Annotated in this window: 11 protein-coding genes and 1 tRNA gene; 5 read left to right on the top strand and 7 right to left on the bottom strand. The window is 68.4% G+C overall.

The window, feature by feature from the left end; all coding sequences use genetic code 11:
- Positions 1 to 21 precede the first annotated feature (21 nt).
- Positions 22 to 3,207 (top strand): bifunctional diguanylate cyclase/phosphodiesterase, encoded by a 3,186-nt coding sequence (locus QWY84_RS12435; RefSeq protein WP_290203029.1) that lies wholly within the window; start codon positions 22 to 24, stop codon positions 3,205 to 3,207.
- 61 nt (positions 3,208 to 3,268) lie between these two features.
- Here the strand turns inward: QWY84_RS12435 and QWY84_RS12440 are convergent, their stop codons facing one another.
- Positions 3,269 to 5,362 (bottom strand): carboxy terminal-processing peptidase, encoded by a 2,094-nt coding sequence (locus QWY84_RS12440; RefSeq protein ID WP_290203030.1) that lies wholly within the window; start codon positions 5,360 to 5,362, stop codon positions 3,269 to 3,271.
- Between the two features lie 545 nt (positions 5,363 to 5,907).
- Here QWY84_RS12440 and QWY84_RS12445 point away from each other — a divergent pair.
- Positions 5,908 to 6,774 (top strand): alpha/beta hydrolase, encoded by an 867-nt coding sequence (locus tag QWY84_RS12445; protein ID WP_290203031.1) that lies wholly within the window; start codon positions 5,908 to 5,910, stop codon positions 6,772 to 6,774.
- 43 nt (positions 6,775 to 6,817) lie between these two features.
- On the opposite strand, the gene QWY84_RS12450 is transcribed toward QWY84_RS12445, so the two are convergent.
- The 6 genes from QWY84_RS12450 to QWY84_RS12475 form a co-directional block, all read right to left on the bottom strand.
- Positions 6,818 to 7,336 carry a DUF934 domain-containing protein gene (locus QWY84_RS12450; RefSeq protein ID WP_290203032.1) on the bottom strand — a complete coding sequence of 173 codons (519 nt, stop codon included), beginning with the start codon at positions 7,334 to 7,336 and terminating at the stop codon, positions 6,818 to 6,820.
- Positions 7,329 to 8,978: a nitrite/sulfite reductase gene (locus QWY84_RS12455; RefSeq protein WP_290203033.1), complete on the bottom strand. Its 1,650-nt coding sequence runs from the start codon at positions 8,976 to 8,978 to the stop codon at positions 7,329 to 7,331. Before QWY84_RS12455 ends, QWY84_RS12450 begins: the two co-directional genes overlap by 8 nt.
- A 299-nt stretch (positions 8,979 to 9,277) precedes the next feature.
- The gene (locus tag QWY84_RS12460; RefSeq protein WP_290203034.1) at positions 9,278 to 9,760 is read right to left on the bottom strand and encodes a DUF6231 family protein; all 483 of its coding nucleotides are present in this window, start codon (positions 9,758 to 9,760) and stop codon (positions 9,278 to 9,280) included.
- Positions 9,761 to 9,849: 89 nt separating this feature from the next.
- Positions 9,850 to 10,479: a hypothetical protein gene (locus QWY84_RS12465; RefSeq protein ID WP_290203035.1), complete on the bottom strand. Its 630-nt coding sequence runs from the start codon at positions 10,477 to 10,479 to the stop codon at positions 9,850 to 9,852.
- The gene (locus QWY84_RS12470) at positions 10,476 to 12,176 is read right to left on the bottom strand and encodes a vWA domain-containing protein (RefSeq protein ID WP_290203036.1); all 1,701 of its coding nucleotides are present in this window, start codon (positions 12,174 to 12,176) and stop codon (positions 10,476 to 10,478) included. Before QWY84_RS12470 ends, QWY84_RS12465 begins: the two co-directional genes overlap by 4 nt.
- Positions 12,177 to 12,327: 151 nt before the next feature.
- The gene (locus QWY84_RS12475; protein WP_290203037.1) at positions 12,328 to 13,092 is read right to left on the bottom strand and encodes a ParA family protein; all 765 of its coding nucleotides are present in this window, start codon (positions 13,090 to 13,092) and stop codon (positions 12,328 to 12,330) included.
- A gap of 101 nt (positions 13,093 to 13,193) precedes the next feature.
- On the opposite strand from QWY84_RS12475, the gene QWY84_RS12480 reads away from it, so the two are divergent.
- From QWY84_RS12480 to QWY84_RS12490, 3 genes are all read left to right on the top strand, one after another.
- The gene (locus tag QWY84_RS12480) at positions 13,194 to 14,249 is read left to right on the top strand and encodes a quinone-dependent dihydroorotate dehydrogenase (RefSeq protein ID WP_290203038.1); all 1,056 of its coding nucleotides are present in this window, start codon (positions 13,194 to 13,196) and stop codon (positions 14,247 to 14,249) included.
- 61 nt (positions 14,250 to 14,310) lie between these two features.
- A tRNA-Ser gene (locus tag QWY84_RS12485) sits at positions 14,311 to 14,398 on the top strand.
- Positions 14,399 to 14,784: 386 nt separating this feature from the next.
- On the top strand, positions 14,785 to 16,041 hold the full coding sequence (locus QWY84_RS12490) for a coiled-coil domain-containing protein (RefSeq protein ID WP_290203039.1): 1,257 nt from the start codon (positions 14,785 to 14,787) through the stop codon (positions 16,039 to 16,041).
- Positions 16,042 to 16,059 lie beyond the last annotated feature (18 nt).

The following is a 16,059-nucleotide window of genomic DNA, read 5'->3' on the forward strand; positions in this document are numbered from 1 at the left end:
ATGACTGACTCAGGAAGGAGTGTGGCCGAGATCCCGGAGGTCTACGGCCTGGCCGCGGATGGCACTGGCAGCGAAGGGGGTGAGCGAAGCGCGTTCCTGCGCCTGATCGCGGACCTTTCCAGCCGGTTCATCGGGGTCCCGGCCGGCGAGGTCAATCGCGAGATGGACCGGGCCCTGGCGGATATCGGCGCCCTGGCGGACGTGGATCGGGCCTATGTCATCCAGCGTGACGGCGGCCAGGACCTGCACTGCACCCACGAATGGTGTGCCCCGGGTGTCAGCGGGCGCAGGAATCGCCTGCAGCCGGTGCCCGCCGATGCTTTCGACTGGGTGCGGGCCGAGCTCGATGCCGGGCGGGTGATCCAGCTCGCCGATACCGCCGAGATGCCTGCCGAGGCCGCCAAGGACCAGGAGGTGCTGCACCGCTGGGACGTTCGGGCGCTGCTGGTTGCGCCGCTGGAAGTGGACGGCGAGCGGATCGGCTGCGTGGGATTCGACATGACGCGCGGCCCGCGTCGCTGGAGCCAGGAGGTCCGGCTGCTTCTCACGCTCACCGGCCAGATGATGCTGGGCGTGCTCCAGCGCCAGCGCATGGACGAATCGCTGCTGGCCAGCCAGCAGCGGTACCGGGATCTCGTGGAGAACTCCGTCGAGGCCATCATCGTCCTGGATGCGGACAGCAATCGCATCGTCGACATCAACGACAACACCGCGCGGCTGTTCCGTACCGACCGGACCACGCTCCTGACCACCTCGCCCGAATGGGTGCTGCCGCCGCGGCAACCCGACGGCAGTGACTCCCTGGAGCGGGCACGGGAGATCTTCCGCAAGTGCCTCGGCGGCGAGCGCCTGGTATTCGACTGGACCTACCGGGATGCGGAAGGCAATCGCATTCCGTGCGAGGTCCGGGCGGTACCGTTACCGGAGACGGAAGGCCGGCGCATCCGCCTGTCCATCCTCGACGTCAGTGAACGCAAGAAGGCCGAGGAGGAACAGCTCGACTATCTGCGCCGCACCCGCGAGCAGCACCTGCGCCTGGGGCAGATCGCGACCAGCCGGGCCCTGGCGGACGGCGACCTGCCGACCCTGTACCGCGAGGTCTGCGAGGCGGTGCAGGCGGTCCTCGGCGTCGCGCGGGCGAGCATCTGGACGTTCGGGGAGGACGGCTCGGCACTGCAGTGCGACGGCCTGGCGGATGCGGAGCAGGGGGCCGCACCGGTGGTGGAGGAACTGCCCGTCGTCGACAACGCCGAGTACATCGAGAGCCTCCGCGGCGGGCGGGCCATTGCCGTGGAGGACACCGCCACGGACTCCCGGGTCGCGGGGATGCGCGCCGAGTACCTGTGGCCGCGGGGGATCCGCTCGATGCTGGATGCCCCGATCCGCGTCTCGGGGCGCGTGGTCGGGGCGGTCTGCGCCGAGCAGGCGCAGACCAGGCGCGTGTGGGAGGTGGACGAGATCGGCTTCGTCAGCGCCATGGCGGATCAGGTCGCCCAGGCGCTGATCAACCACGAGCGCGCCAGCGCGGCGGAAGCGCTGCGCCAGAGCGAGCAGCGTTACCGCGCGCTGTACGACGACAACCCGTCGATGTTCTTCACCGTGGACGAGACCGGGTTCATCCAGTCCGCCAACCGGTTCGCCGCGGAATCGCTGGGCTACGGAGTGGAAGAGCTGGTCGGGCTGCCCTTCGATGTGCTCCACGACGGCGAGGCCGCCGCTGCCGTCGACGGACACCTGCAGCTGTGCTATCGCACGCCCGGCGAGGTTCATCGCTGGGACTCGTCCCTGCGGTGCCGGGGCGGTGGCGTGGTCAGCGTGCGCATCAGCGCCCGCGTACAGCAGGACGCCGCGGGCGGAACGCCGGTGCTGATCGTCTGCGAGGACATCTCCGAGGCGCGCAAGCTGGCCGAGGAGCTCAGCTACCAGGCCCGGCACGACGCCCTGACCGGGCTGTTCAACCGACGCGAGTTCGAGGGCCGCCTGAACACGGCCCTGGAGGAGGCGCACAATCGCGGCAGCGAGCATGTGCTCTGCTACCTGGATCTGGACCAGTTCAAGGTCATCAACGACACATGCGGCCACATGGCCGGCGACGAGCTCCTGCGCCAGCTCAGCGCCATGCTCCGCGGGCAGGTGGGCGAGGGCGACCTGCTGGCGCGTCTGGGCGGCGACGAGTTCGGGGTGCTCCTGGAGCACCGCTCACCGGAGGCGGCGCTGCACGTGGCGGAGAAGATCCGGGAGAGCATCAGCGAGTTCCACTTCAGCTGGAACGGGCGCTCGTTCGGGCTCGGCGTCAGCATCGGCCTGGTGCCCATCGACCGCACCGTCGGCGCCCTGCACGACGTCATGAGCGTGGCGGACACGGCCTGCTACGCCGCCAAGGACCAGGGCCGCAACCGCATCCACGTCTACCGCGAGGATGACGAGGAGCTGGCCCGGCGTCACGGCGAGATGCAGTGGGTCAGCGGCATCCGTCAGGCACTGTCCGACAACCGCTTCCGGCTCTATTACCAGCCCATCGTGCCGCTGAGCGGAACGGCGCAGAAGCAGCACTACGAGCTGCTGCTGCGCATGGAAGGGCGCAACGGCGAGATGATCCTGCCCAGCGCATTCCTTCCCGCCGCCGAGCGCTTCAACCTGATCCCGCTGGTGGACCGGTGGGTGATCGACCAGACCCTGTCCTGGCTGGAGGCGCGCCCGGCGCACCTGGAGCAGCTCGGCTCCTGCGGCATCAACCTCTCGGGGCTGTCCGTCGGTGACGAGGAGTTCCTCACCTGGCTGCTGCGGCGACTCGACGACGCGCGGGTGCCGCCGGAGAAGATCTGCCTGGAGATCACGGAGACCGCGGCCATCCGCAATCTCTCCCTGGCGACCGAGTTCATGCACCGGCTGCGGGCCCTCGGCTGCCGCTTCGCCCTGGACGACTTCGGCAGCGGGCTGTCGTCGTTCGCCTACCTCAAGAATCTGCCCGTGGACTCGGTGAAGATCGACGGCGTGTTCGTGCGCGACATGCATACGGACGCCATCAACCACGCGGTGGTGAAGTCGATCAACGAGATCGGGCACGTGATGGGCAAGCAGACCGTGGCGGAGTTCGTCGAGTCCGAGGCGGTGCGGCAGGCGCTGCAGCGCATCGGGGTGGACTACGGCCAGGGCACCGGACTGGCCGCCCCGCAGTCCATCGACCGGATGGACGCCTCCGGCTAGCGTCCTCTGTACGCCGAGGGCGGCGCATCGCCCGCCCTCGGCAGCGCCTTTCTCCGCAAGGCTAGTCGTCCGTGTTCAGCCCCCAGCGCTGGGCCATGCGCGGCTCCTGCTGCAACAGGTGCAGGTCCGTGACCACCTGGGCGGTGATGTCCAGGAGCGTGTCGGGGCGGTCCTCGCGGTCGAGCTCGTCGACACTGTCCAGGGGGTCGAGACCGCGGATGCGGCGATGCTCATTGGCAAGGGCCAGGCGTTCCTCGTTGCGTTGCTGTCGCTGGGCCTCGCGCGTGTCGCGGTTGAGGGATACCTCGGAGTCGTCCCGCATCGCGCGCAGGTACTCGAACTCTTCCATGAGGGCGTTGTACGCCGCGTGATCGGCAATGCGCTCCTCGTGGCGCTCGCGCAGCAGGGGAACGATATCGCCCAGCCGGTCCATGCGCGTGAAGTGGACGGGCTCGATCTCGTCCCAGGGCAGGGGATTGTCCGCCGCGCTCTCGCCGACGGTATCCTCATTCACCACCGACGGTAGCGAGATATCGGGCTCCACACCGCGCTTCTGCGTGCTGCTGCCCGTCACCCGGTAGAACTTGGCCACCGTCAGCTTGAGGCGGCCGGTGTCGGAATCGGGGTCATTGCGGAAGCGGTCCAGGTCCACCATGGTCTGGACGGTGCCCTTGCCGAACGTGCGCTCGCCCAGGATGACGCCGCGCCCGTAGTCCTGCATGGCAGCGGCAAAGATCTCGGAGGCGGAGGCGCTGCGGCGATCGACCATGACGGCGAGCGGTCCGTCGTAGGTAGTGCCCGCGTCCGGATCGCGCATGGTCTCGGTCTTGCCGTCGCTGCGCCGGATCTGCACCACCGGGCCGCCCGGGAGAAAGAGGCCGGACATGTCCACCGCTTCCTGAAGGGATCCGCCGGAGTTGCCGCGCAGGTCGATGATCAGGCCGTCGACGCCCTCGTCCTTCATGGCCTCGATGTGCCGCCGTACGTCCCGGGTCGTGCTGCGGTAGTCCTCTTCGCCCGCCTGGGCGGCGGCGAAATCGGTATAGAAGGTCGGGATGCGGATGACGCCGATGCGGTGGACGCCGTCGTCGCGCTCGATCTCCCTGACCTCGCGCTGGGCGGCCTGCTCCTCGAGCTCGATCTCGTCCCGCGTGAGTGTCACCGTGCGGGGCGCGGCATCGGAATCGCTTCCAGGGAGGATGCGCAGGCGCACCTTGGAGTGCTTCGGGCCGCGAATGCGATCGACCACGTCGCGAAGACGCCAGCCGACGACGTCGACCATCTCCTCGCCTTCCTCGGCGACGCCGATGATCCGGTCCCCCGGGGATAGCTCGCCGCTCTGGTCGGCCGGGCCGCCCGGCACCAGCTCGACGATCTCGGTGAAATCGCGTTCCGTGCGCAGCATGGCCCCGATGCCTTCCAGGGACAGCTGCATCTGGATATCGAATTCCTCGGAGTTGCGGGGCGACAGATAGTTGGTGTGCGGGTCGAAGGCCTGCGCCCAGGCGCCCATGTAGGTCTCGAAGACCTCCTCGGGGGTGGAGCGCTGCATGTTCTCGGCCACGTTGTCGTAGCGGCTGCGCAGCAGCTCCATGGTCCGCTCTTCGTCCTCCTCGCCCAGCAGCATGGTCAGCGCGTCGTTCTTGATGCGCTTGCGCCAGAGCCGGTCCAGCGCCTCCTCGTCCGCCGCCCACTCCTGCTCGCTGCGATCGAGATCCAGCATCTGGTCGGTGTTGAAGTCCAGCCCCTGGTCGAGGACGTTCTGGGCGAATTCGGCACGCTCGACGGCCCGGCGCGTCAGGCGGTCGAAGATCTTGTAGGGAAGCCCCAGCTCGCCGTCGAGGAGCATGTCGTCGAGCTCGTGCTCGTGGCGGTGGAATTCGTCGATGTCCTGTTGCGTGAAGTAGTAACGGTCCGGATCGAGGGCATCGAGATACGCGTCCAGGACCTGGGCGGAGAGGGCGTCATTGATGGGCTGCTCACGGAAGTGCTGGTGGGCCAGCAAACGCGCGATCAGGCGTGCCGTCTCCGGATGGCCCTCCGCCGGGCGTATCGTTTCACCGGAACCCGAGTCCGCCAGGGACGTGGACATGCCCGCCACCAGGGCCGCCCCCAGGATGATGACGGCGATGCGTCGGCACCATTGTTCCAGCATTGCGCTTTCCACCCGTTGCGAAATCCAGTGGTTATTCCCGGTCCGCGAAGCCCTGACCCCGTGTAACGTCTATTGGACAGCTTAAGCGCGTTTCCGATCCGTTCCAATTGCCGCCGCCCGGGCAGGGTGCCAGGCCGGCCCAGCGTGCCATGAGCCGCGGGGCGTCCCCGTCCGGGCGTGGCCCGGACCGTCAAGCTGAACGGCCTCTCCGGCAGCCGCCGTGCAGCCGATCTCCCCTGGCGGCCCGATGGATTGACAGGTCTATCGGCGGAACACACCCAGGAGAAAGCGTACGCGGTTCGGGTTGCCTGTGTCGATGATGAACCCGCGGTGCGGCGCGGCTTGCCGCCGGGGTATCGTCGCGTCGCGATGCGGGCGGCTCGCTATTGCCCGTCGGTCATCGGGAAGCGGAGGTTTGTGATCGACGTCCGTGAATGCACGCAAGCTTTCGGGTAGGCTCCTGTGAAGTGTAGCCTCGCCGGGCCGGAGGCGGCTGTGTGCGCCCGCGGTCGCGGGGAGTGTGATCAGGCCCTGGAAGGAGGGAAATGATGTTCGGGTTTTTCGGCTTAGGCTCGTTCGCTGCGGTGGACCAACCGGAGCTCGAGGTCGTGCACCGCAGGCCGGCCGCGGGCGGCGAACGGCGTGTCCCTCCGCTGCTGTTCATTCACGGGGCCTACGCGGGCGCCTGGTGCTGGGACGAGCACTTCCTGCCCTGGTTCGCGGAGCAGGGCTTCGACGCCTACGCCGTGAGCCTGCGCGGGCACGGCCGGAGCCAGGGCAAGGAAAGCCTCCACCAGTCCGGCATCCGCGACTACGTGGCCGACGTTCGCCAGGTCGTGGAAGGGCTGGAGAGCCCGCCGATCCTGGTGGGCCACTCCATGGGCGGCATGGTGGTCCAGAAGTACCTGGAGCAGTACCCGGCGGCGGCCGCGGTGCTCATGGCCTCGGTGCCGCCGGGCGGGCTGAGCAGCTCCGTCATGCGCCTGATGACGGCGGACCCGCTGCTGTTCGCCCAGATCTCCATGGTGCAGGGCGGCGCCCGGGACCTGGTGGATACCGAGAACGCCGGACGCGCCATCTTCTCCGACGACCTGCCGGCGGACATACGGGACGCCTACGGCGCCCGCATGCAGAGCGAGTCCCAGCGCGCGCTCATGGACATGACCTTCATGGACCTGCCGCGCCGCTGGCGCATGCACCTGCCGCCCATGCTGGTCCTCGGGGCCGGGCGGGATGCGCTGTTCTCCATCAGCGAGACCAAGCGCACGGCGCGCTCCTATCGCGCCGACTACCAGATCTACCCCGAGATGGCGCATGCCATGATGCTTGAGACGGGCTGGGTACTCCCGGCCCGGGAGATCCGCGACTGGGTCATCGCCCATTCCGACCGCTTCGGCGATCAGGGCCTGTAGCGCCGCTGCCGGCGGAGGCAGGACGCGGAGGCCTCCGCCGCGCTCAGGACGCCGCGGCGGTCCGCGCCGGCGCGGCACGCTCACGGCGCAGCTCCCGCGGGCTCCGGCCGACGGGATTGAGCTGGTAATGGCCGGAGAATTCCTCGAACGCCCGCAGCGCGTCTTCCAGGGAGCGGTCCGCGCGCACCTCGAAGGCGTCGATGCCGACGCGGGCCATGTAGGCGAGCTGGTCCCGCAGCACGTCGCCGACGGCGCGCAGCTCCCCTGAATAGCCGAAGCGCTCCCGCAGCAGGCGTGCCTGGGAAAGGCAGCGCCCGTCCTTGAATGCGGGGAACTCCAGTGCGATGACCGCGAGGGAGTCGAGATCCGGAGCCAGTGCGCTCAGGTCCGTGTCGCCGTGGATCCGAACGCCGATGCACCCGTCGCGGGCCAGCAGCGTCTCCCGCTCGGCGTGCCAGCGCGCCTCGGTGACGATCACGTCCCCCTCGGGCAGGGCATCGTCATCGGCCACGTGCAGCCAGTGATCCTCGATGATGCCGCCGTGACGAATCATCCTACGCATAGGCCGCCTCCTTGAATGGTTTCACGCCGATGCGCCGGTAGGTGTCGATGAGCGGCTCGTCGCCCTCCCGGTGCGCAACGAAGGTGTGGAGAATCGACTCCAGCGTGTCGGCGACCCGGTCCTTCGCCACCGCCGGGCCGATGCGCTCGCCCATGCCGGCGTCGTTGGACGAGGAGCCGCCCACGGTGATCTGGTAGAACTCCTCGCCCTTCTTGTCCACGCCCAGGATGCCGATGTGGCCGACGTGATGATGGCCGCAGGCGTTCATGCAGCCGGACATGTTCAGGCGGATGTCGCCGAGATCATAGAGATCGTCGAGGTTGTCGAAGCGCTCGTTGATGTCCCGGGCGACGTCGATGGAGCCGGCATTGGCCAGGCTGCAGAAATCCAGCCCCGGGCAGCAGATCATGTCGGTCATGGTGCCGACATTCGGGGTCGCCAGGTTCAGCTCCCGGAGCTCCTGCCAGAGCGCATGCAGCGCGTCCTGGCGCACATCCGGCAGGATCAGGTTCTGCGTATGGGTCACCCGGATCTCGCCGAAGCCGTAGCGCTCGGCAAGAGCGGCCACTGCGTCCATCTGCGCGTCCGTGAGATCGCCCGGCGCCACGGCGGGTGCCTTCAGCGAAAGGAACACCGCCCGATAGCCCGGCTGCCGGTGGTCCACCGTGTTGTGCCGGTACCAGCGGGTGAACGCCGGGTCGCCGTCGAGGTGCTCCTTCAGCGCGCGGCCGTCGGCGGTGCTGTCGTACGGCGGCGCCTGGAAGAAGCCCTGCATGTAGGCCACGTCCTCGGGGGCCAGCGTCAGCCGGGGGTCGCCCCGGAGATGCTGCCATTCCGCCTCGACCCGCTGCCCGAACGCCTCGGCGCCCATGGCGCGGACCAGGATCTTGATCCGGGCCTTGTGGATGTTGTCCCGCCGGCCGTTGAGATTGTAGACGCGCAGGATGGCTTCCAGGTACGACAGCAGGTCCTCCTCCGGCAGGAACTCGCGGATGCACTCGCCGACGACGGGCGTACGCCCCAGGCCGCCGCCCACGAACACGCGGAAGCCGAAGCGCCCGTCATCGTCATGGACCACCTGCAGTCCGATGTCGTGGACGCGGATGGCCGCGCGGTCGGATTCCGAGGCGCTGACGGCGATCTTGAACTTGCGCGGCAGATACGAGAACTCCGGATGCAGCGTCGCCCACTGCCGGATCAGCTCGCAGTAGGGGCGGGGATCCGTGAGCTCGTCCGCGGCCACGCCCGCGAGGTGGTCCGAGGTGATGTTGCGGATGCAGTTGCCGCTGGTCTGGATGGCGTGCATCTCGACGCGTGCCAGGTCCGCCAGGATGTCGGGGACGCTCTCCAGCGCCGGCCAGTTGTACTGGATATTCTGCCGCGTGGTGAAATGCCCGTAGCCCCGGTCGTAGGTGCGCGCGATGTGCGCGAGCATGCGCATCTGCTCGCTGCTCAGCAGGCCGTAGGGGATGGACACCCGGAGCATGGGCGCGTGCCGCTGGATGTAGAGCCCGTTCATGAGCCGCAGCGGGCGGAATTCGTCGTCCGTGAGCTCGCCGGCCAGGTAGCGCCGTGTCTGGTCGCGGAACTGGGCAACGCGCTCGTCCACGAGCGTCTGGTCGAAACTGTCGTACCTGTACATCTATGCCTCGTGCGGGTCGCGGACCATAGCGAATGGCGCTGACACTATCAGTGGATTGCTTATGCAGAGAAGGAATAATTCGGTATAAATTAAGGCAGGTCGGTTATTTCCCAAGGGAAACGCTGAACCATTCGCCCGTGCTGCTCGGCCCCGAAGGGCGCTCCCCAGCGGCGTTGTGGTCTGCGTTGGCCTTCTTGTAAAGGGCGACGGCCATTCACGGCGAATGCCGCCTTGCCACAACGCCGCTGGGGAGCGCAGAGGCACGCGGGAATGGTTCAGCGTTTCCCTTGAGTTAGCCCTCACCAGCGGTACTTGCCCCAGAGCTCGGGATTCGCCCAGTAGCGGGGGTTGAGCCAGTCGGGCGTGGTCTTGTAGGTGCCCACGTCGAAGCCGTAGAGCAGGCCGTCGTCGCCGCCGAGATCGGCCAGCCGGGTGAAGCCGAACGCGGTCATGTCGTTGTTCTGCCAGGTATCCCCCGGGATGATGCGGGCAACGACCCGGCGCGCGTAGAGGTCCCGCAGGCGCGACAGGAGGACCTCGCCGTCGGCCCGGGGCAGCTCCTCCAGGCCGGCGAGCAGCACCAGATCCTGCCGTCCCAGGGAGGGCAGGGCGCCGGCGGCCTCCGTGACGGCGAGCCGGCGCGGTGCCACCGGGCCTTCGCCGTCGATGGTCGGCGTTGCTTCCAGCGGGCTGGGGTCTCCGATCACCAGGTAGCTGTGCGGCTGCTCGTCACGCAGGATGCGCTCCAGCATGGCCTGCGCTGTTTGCGCTTGCTCGGTCATGGCGCCTCGCGTGGTCCGCCGGGGCCGACGATGATAGTGCATGACCGCGAGTGATGCACGGAGCACCCGGCCGTGCGCGCCCCGCGCCGCTAGTCGCCGTCGCTGTCCGGCCCGGCCAGCTGGCCCGACTCCATGCGTTCGCGGATCTCGCGTGCCGACAGCTGTTCGTTGCGGTCCTGGTTGATCCCGAACATGGCGGTGTACTCGGCGAATACCAGGTTGAGGGTCTGGCGGTAGGTCTGGATCTCCTCGTACATGTCCCGCCCCTCCGCGGTGGGCGGAACCGCATCCCTCGGCGTCGCACCGGCATCGCCGTCGCCTTCGCCCTCGGCGTCCTGCGCGGGCGTGGCAACCTCGATCTCCGTGTAGGGGCGGATGACGTCCTGGAGGTACTCCTGGACGCACTCGGCCGCCTCCGGGTCGCGGTTGAGATAGAGATCCAGGAAACGCGCATAGAATTGCCGCTCGGCCTGAACCAGCTCGTGCACCTTCTGCTCGAGCTCGTCGCCCTCGTAGCCGAAGCGCTCGTGCAGCAGCTCCCGCAACTCCGTGTCGCGGGAGGACTCCTCGGATCGCACGCGCTCGGCGACGTTGTGGGCGGCGCGCTTCTCCCGGCGTTTGCGGCGTCCGGCCAGTACCAGCACGGTGAGGAGCACCAGGCCGATGATGACCACCAGCTCGACGAGAACAATGACCACGAGGAGTTCGGTGTTGCTCATGGGGTCTCCGTGTCGCCAGTGTGCTGTTCTTCTTCTTCGTTCGAGAGGGACGGGGGTGTCGTGCGGCGCTGCTGGAACAGGTAGAAGGCCAGGCCGACGACGCTGAACAGGATCAGGTTGAACACCACCAGCATACTCCCCAGGAGCAGCCAGCTGGGGCTCGCGCCGGACGCCGTCTCCCGGGCGAGCCCGGGGAGCTCGAATCGGGCGATGGTGGCCCGGAAGTCCCGCCCGTCCGGCATGGTCCCCACGGCCGTCGCGCGCACCGTGAAATCCTTGTGCGGGTCGAGAGTGTCCAGAAGGACGTCCCAGGTGCCGTCGGCGCCGGCCTCGGGAAAGCGCAGGAGCTGTTCGCTCGCCTGTGTCTGCACCGTCAGCTCGACGGCGAGCTCGCCGGGGTCCACTGCGCTGGACGCGGGCCGGAATCGCAGGCGGCGGTCGAGCTCCGGCTGCTCGGGCAGGGCGGAGCGCTCCAGCTCCAGCGGCGTATCCAGTACCTCCATGCGGTGCCGGGTGATGCGCTCGAAGGTGTCGGCCGTTACCTGCAGCGTCAGCTGGCGGTCGCCCGCGGCGGGCGTGAAGGACGTCGCGAAGTTCGCCTCGCCGCGTTCGCGCCGAAGCGAATGCTCGGCGCCGTCGTCGGTGGTCAGCGTGAACCGCGTCAGCTCCAGGAACTCGTCCCGGCGAATGGGATCGCCGCTCTCTGTCAGGCGTGCCCGGACCGCGATCGGCTCGCCGGCGATGGCGTAGGCGGGAAGGGCGTCCATCTCCAGCTGCAGGTCGGTCACCACCATGACCCGGTTGTCGGGGTCCTCCGCTCCCAGCAGCTCCCACTCGCCGGAGGCGGGGGCGTCCACGGTGATCAGGTCGTGGTTCGCTTCACTGCGCCAGCGGACACCGCCCTCCGCCCGTTCCCGGGACAGGATGGTCCCGCCGGGGGTGCGCAGGCGAACGGGCTCGCCGTCGGCTTCCCGGAACGCGACCACCGTCAGCTCGGACACGGAATCATCCACCCGGAAGAGATTGCCCTCCAGCGGGACGGAATCCCGCGGCGCGACCTGGGTGATCAGCCGCAGGAAGACGCGCTCCAGCTCGTCGGCGTCGCGGGTGGCCGTCATGTGGCCGCCGGTGTTCCGGGCCAGGGCCTGCATCAGCTCGTGATCGATATCCTCGGACAGGCCGACGGTGTGGACATGAACCCCGTGGTCGCGCAGCTGCGGCGCCAGCTCCTCGAGGATCCGGCGGCGCTCGCGGCGGTCTTCCTCGGCGTCGCCCTCGCCGGTGATGTCGACCCGGCCGTCGGTGAACAGGATGACGTGCCGCGGGCGCTCGCTGCCGTGATCGTCCGCCAGCCAGTCGGCGGTGGCCGCTTCCAGGGCCGCGCCGATGTCGGTGTACTGATCCGAGGCATGGATGTCGCCGGAGCTCGCCCGCGCTGCCGCGCGCCAGTCATCGTCCACGGGCGCTGGGGCGGTGAGGGTGCGGACTTCGCCGCCGAATGCCCAGATGCCCGCACGACCGGCCTCCGGGAGCAGGTCGGCGGCCAGGCGGATGGCCGGCCGGCGCAGATTGTCCGGGTCCGTGCGCTGCATGCTCCCCGATACATCGACAAGGATGTGCACTTCCGGGCCGCCGGATTGCGCGGCGGCCGTTCCGGAACCGATCAGGAGAATCAGGAGCGCTGGCAGAAGACGCACGGACCACCTCGGGAGACGCGAGCGGCGAACGTTCACAGCGTAGGGCCGTCCGCTCCCCACGGGAACGGGCAAACGACGCATCTGTGTTCCTGTTCACACTATCGGCGGAAGTTCACGGGTCTTGAGGGCGGACGTCCCGTGATTCCGGCGATCAGCCGTCCAGCGCCGAGAAAAGCTCCCGGTACTGACCGGTCACCTTGTGGCGCGGGGCGAGGTGGATGAGCGGGGTGGCGCGGTCATGGGCCTCCTTCACCTTGACGGAGGCCGTGATGTAGGGGCGGAGAATCGAGTGGCCCTCGGACTCCAGCTCGTCGACGGCCTTGCGCAGCACGTTGGCGCGGGCGTTGTACTGGTTGACGATGATCCCCTCGATGGTGAGCTCCGGGTTGTGGTCCTCGCGGATCTCCATGAGAGCGTCGAGGAGGTCGTAGAGGGCATGGCGCGAGAAATCGTCGCAGTCGAAGGGGATCAGGCAGCGTTCCGCGGCGATGAGGGCCGAGCGGGTGTAGAAGTTCAGCGCCGGCGGTGTATCCATGTAGACGGCATCGTAGTCGTCCGCCAGCTCATCCAGGGCCTCGCGAAGCTTGTAGATCTTGTAGCGGGATTCCAGCTTGCCGCGCAGCTCCTCCAGCGCCCGCGAGGCGGGCATGACGTGCAGGCGCGGGAAGGGGGAGGCGTGGATGAAATCCGACAGCGGCCGCTGGTGCAGCCGGAAGCTCAGTACCTGATCGAAGAAGTCGGCGAGGGTGGAGTCCGGCTCCTCGGCCCGTCCGAGCAGGTCGTAGGTCGTGTTGGCCTGGGAATCCAGGTCGATCACCAGCGTCCGCAGGCCTTCGTGGGCGCTGATCGCGGCGAGATTGCACGTAATCGTGGATTTGCCCACGCCACCTTTCTGATTGAAAATCACTCGCCGCATATCGACCGGCCTCCCCGGCGTGCATCCGTTGGTTGCACTGCAGCATGCAGTGTAAAGAACGCCGGTCGAGCGGTCGAGATGTTCCTGAGCGGAGAGTGCGCATGACCTATCGATTGCTTCGCCGGCTCCTGTTCAAGCTGGATGCCGAGCGCGCCCACGCTGTTGCCCTGCATGCCCTGCGCGCGGGCCGTCTGATCGGCGCCAATGCGCTGGTAGCCGGTGATACGCCGGGGACGGAGCGCCGGGTCATGGGCGTGCGCTTCCCCAACCCGGTGGGCCTGGCCGCGGGGCTGGACAAGAACGGCGACGCCGTCGAGGCGCTGGCCTCCCTGGGCTTCGGGTTCGTCGAGGTGGGCACGGTCACGCCGCGCCCGCAATCGGGAAACCCGCGGCCGCGCCTGTTCCGCCTGCCCGAGGACGAGGCCCTGATCAACCGGCTCGGGTTCAACAACAAGGGCGTCGACTACCTGGCCCGGCAGCTGGAGAGGACGCGCTTTCGCGGCGTTGTCGGGGTCAACATCGGCAAGAATCGCGATACCCCGGTGGAGCGGGCGCTGGATGACTACGTCGCCTGCATGGGCCGGGTCTACCCCCATGCCAGCTACATAACGGTCAACGTCTCCTCGCCCAACACCCCGGGCCTGCGCGAGCTCCAGCACGGCAGCCTGCTGGACGATCTGCTGTCGGGCCTGAAGGCGGAGCAACAGCGGTTGAGCGCGGCCCACGAGCGCTACGTGCCCCTGGTGGTCAAGATCGCCCCGGACATGTCGGACGAGCAGCTCCTGGCCACGGCGGATGCACTGATCCGGCACGGCGTCGACGGGGTCGCGGCGACCAACACGACGCTGGAACGGCCCGGGACGACGGCGGCCCGCGTGCATGGGCAGGAAACCGGCGGCCTCAGCGGCCGGCCGCTCATGGAGCGGTCCACGGAGATCGTGCGCACCCTTGGCGAGCACCTCCAGGGACGGCTGGCGATCATCGGCATCGGCGGCATCGCCTCGGGGCAGGACGCGGTGCGCAAGGTTGATGCCGGCGCCAGCCTGGTCCAGCTGTACACCGGCCTGATCTACCGGGGCCCCGGCCTGGTGGGCGAGATCGTGCGCCACATGCACGGTCCGCAGAGCGACGGTCCGGTGGCGGGCCCCGTGCCGTGAGAGGTTTGCCCCGGCGGCGGCGAACAAGGACAATACCGCCGGGAAGCGGCGCTTCCCCCGCGGAGAGGTGGCTGAGCGGTCGAAAGCGGCGGTCTTGAAAACCGTTGGCCCGCAAGGGCCCGGGGGTTCGAATCCCTCCCTCTCCGCCATCTTCCCTGAGCGGGGCCGCAGGCCCCGCTCAGGGAAGATCATGAACCCGGGGGATTCGAACCCTCGGATCAACCCGTTGGTTCGACCCCTCCATTTGCCGGTACCGGTGCCCGTCGACGCGGCACGACACAGGGCTTGGTGCCGGCCACGCGCTGCATTCGTCAATGGCCATTCCGTGACCTTGGTCACTGACCATCCGGCCGGACGGATGGTGTAATCATTCCGCGGCCCGGCAGGGATACCTTCCGGGGCGTTGCGTGTCCGCGGCGCGCCGGTTCGGCTTCCTCCTGTCGTTTCCGGGCACGCGGGGCGTTCCCGTGGAAGGTGCTGGCGCCGAAGCGGCGGAACGGATCGAGCAGCAAGCCGCGTCGGCGGGAGCCTTCTGATGGATGAATCCGCGCTCTTTATTCTGATCCTGATCCTGGTTACCGAGATCGCCATCGTGGCGGTGGTTCTGGGCGCCGTGGTCTGGCGCCTGTACCGCCGGGTCTCGCGGGAGGCCGAGGGATATCGCTCGGAGAAGCATCACCTGGAACGCAGGCGGGATGCCTACCTGCGATTCCTGGGCCAGCGGCTGGCGGACATCGATGCACGGGCCAGACGCGGGCCCGGTACGGAGTCGGGGCCCCAGATGCTGGCGCGGCGGTTCCTCCAGGAGGAGAAGTCCCATACGGAAGCGGCCCGGGACCGGGACGCGGAGATCTGGGACCTGCGCATGGCGTCGACCAAGGCGCTCATCGAGCTGTTCCGCACCCTCCATCCGAGCCTGAGCGCCGACAGCGCACAGGGTTCCGGCAATGGCCAGGAAATGGGCGTTGATGCGCTGCGGCGCAAGCTTCTCGAGCGCGATCAGGCGGTGGAGCGCCAGCGCCGCGAAATCCAGCAGCTGGCGCCGTTCCGTGACGCGTGGATGCGCCTGCATCGGCACGCGGCGCGGGAGAGCGCCGCAAGCGCGACGCTGCGCGAGACATTGCGGGGCATCCGGGCCGATGCCGACACCACCGAGGCGATCGAGGCGGCCCTGCAGGCCCACGCGGGGGATCGGGAGGTGCTCGACGACTATCTGCAGGCCACCGCCAGCAGCTACGAGGAGGCCAACCCGCAGCAGGTGCGCCATGCACGGCGCCGTCAGCAGCGTATGAACCGCATGCACCAGGTGGTCGATTCCGCCTCTTCGCGGATGGAGGCGGCCAGCCAGCGGTTTCCTGCCCTCATGGACGACCAGCGCAAGGCCATATCGGACCTGGAGACGAAGCTGGAGCGCGCGGAGCAGGCGCGCGAGGTCATCAAGCAGAGCTACAGCCGCGAGATCCAGGCGCTGAAGAAGAACAACCGGGACACCGAGAACAACGCCCGCAGCCTGGAGAAGGAGAACCGCCGTCTGCGCCAGCGCGTGCGCAACCTGATTCGGCTGACCCGCGACGACACCATGCCGTTCATGCCGGCCGCGCAGGAGCAGACAGCCGGGTCAGCGGAGGAAGCGGTGGCCCGCAAGGATGCGGAGCTGGATCAGCTGCACCAGTCGCTGCGCCAGGAGCAGGCGAAAAACGAGCGCCTGGAGACGCAGCTGAAAAAGTTCGAGGACCTCCAGACCGCGATTCAGAGCACGTTCGAAGCCGACCACGGCGCCCCGCAGGCCTAACGCTGAACAATTCCCGCG

This window comes from Aquisalimonas lutea, from assembly GCF_030409225.1.
Classification (GTDB): Bacteria; Pseudomonadota; Gammaproteobacteria; order Nitrococcales; family Aquisalimonadaceae; genus Aquisalimonas; species Aquisalimonas lutea.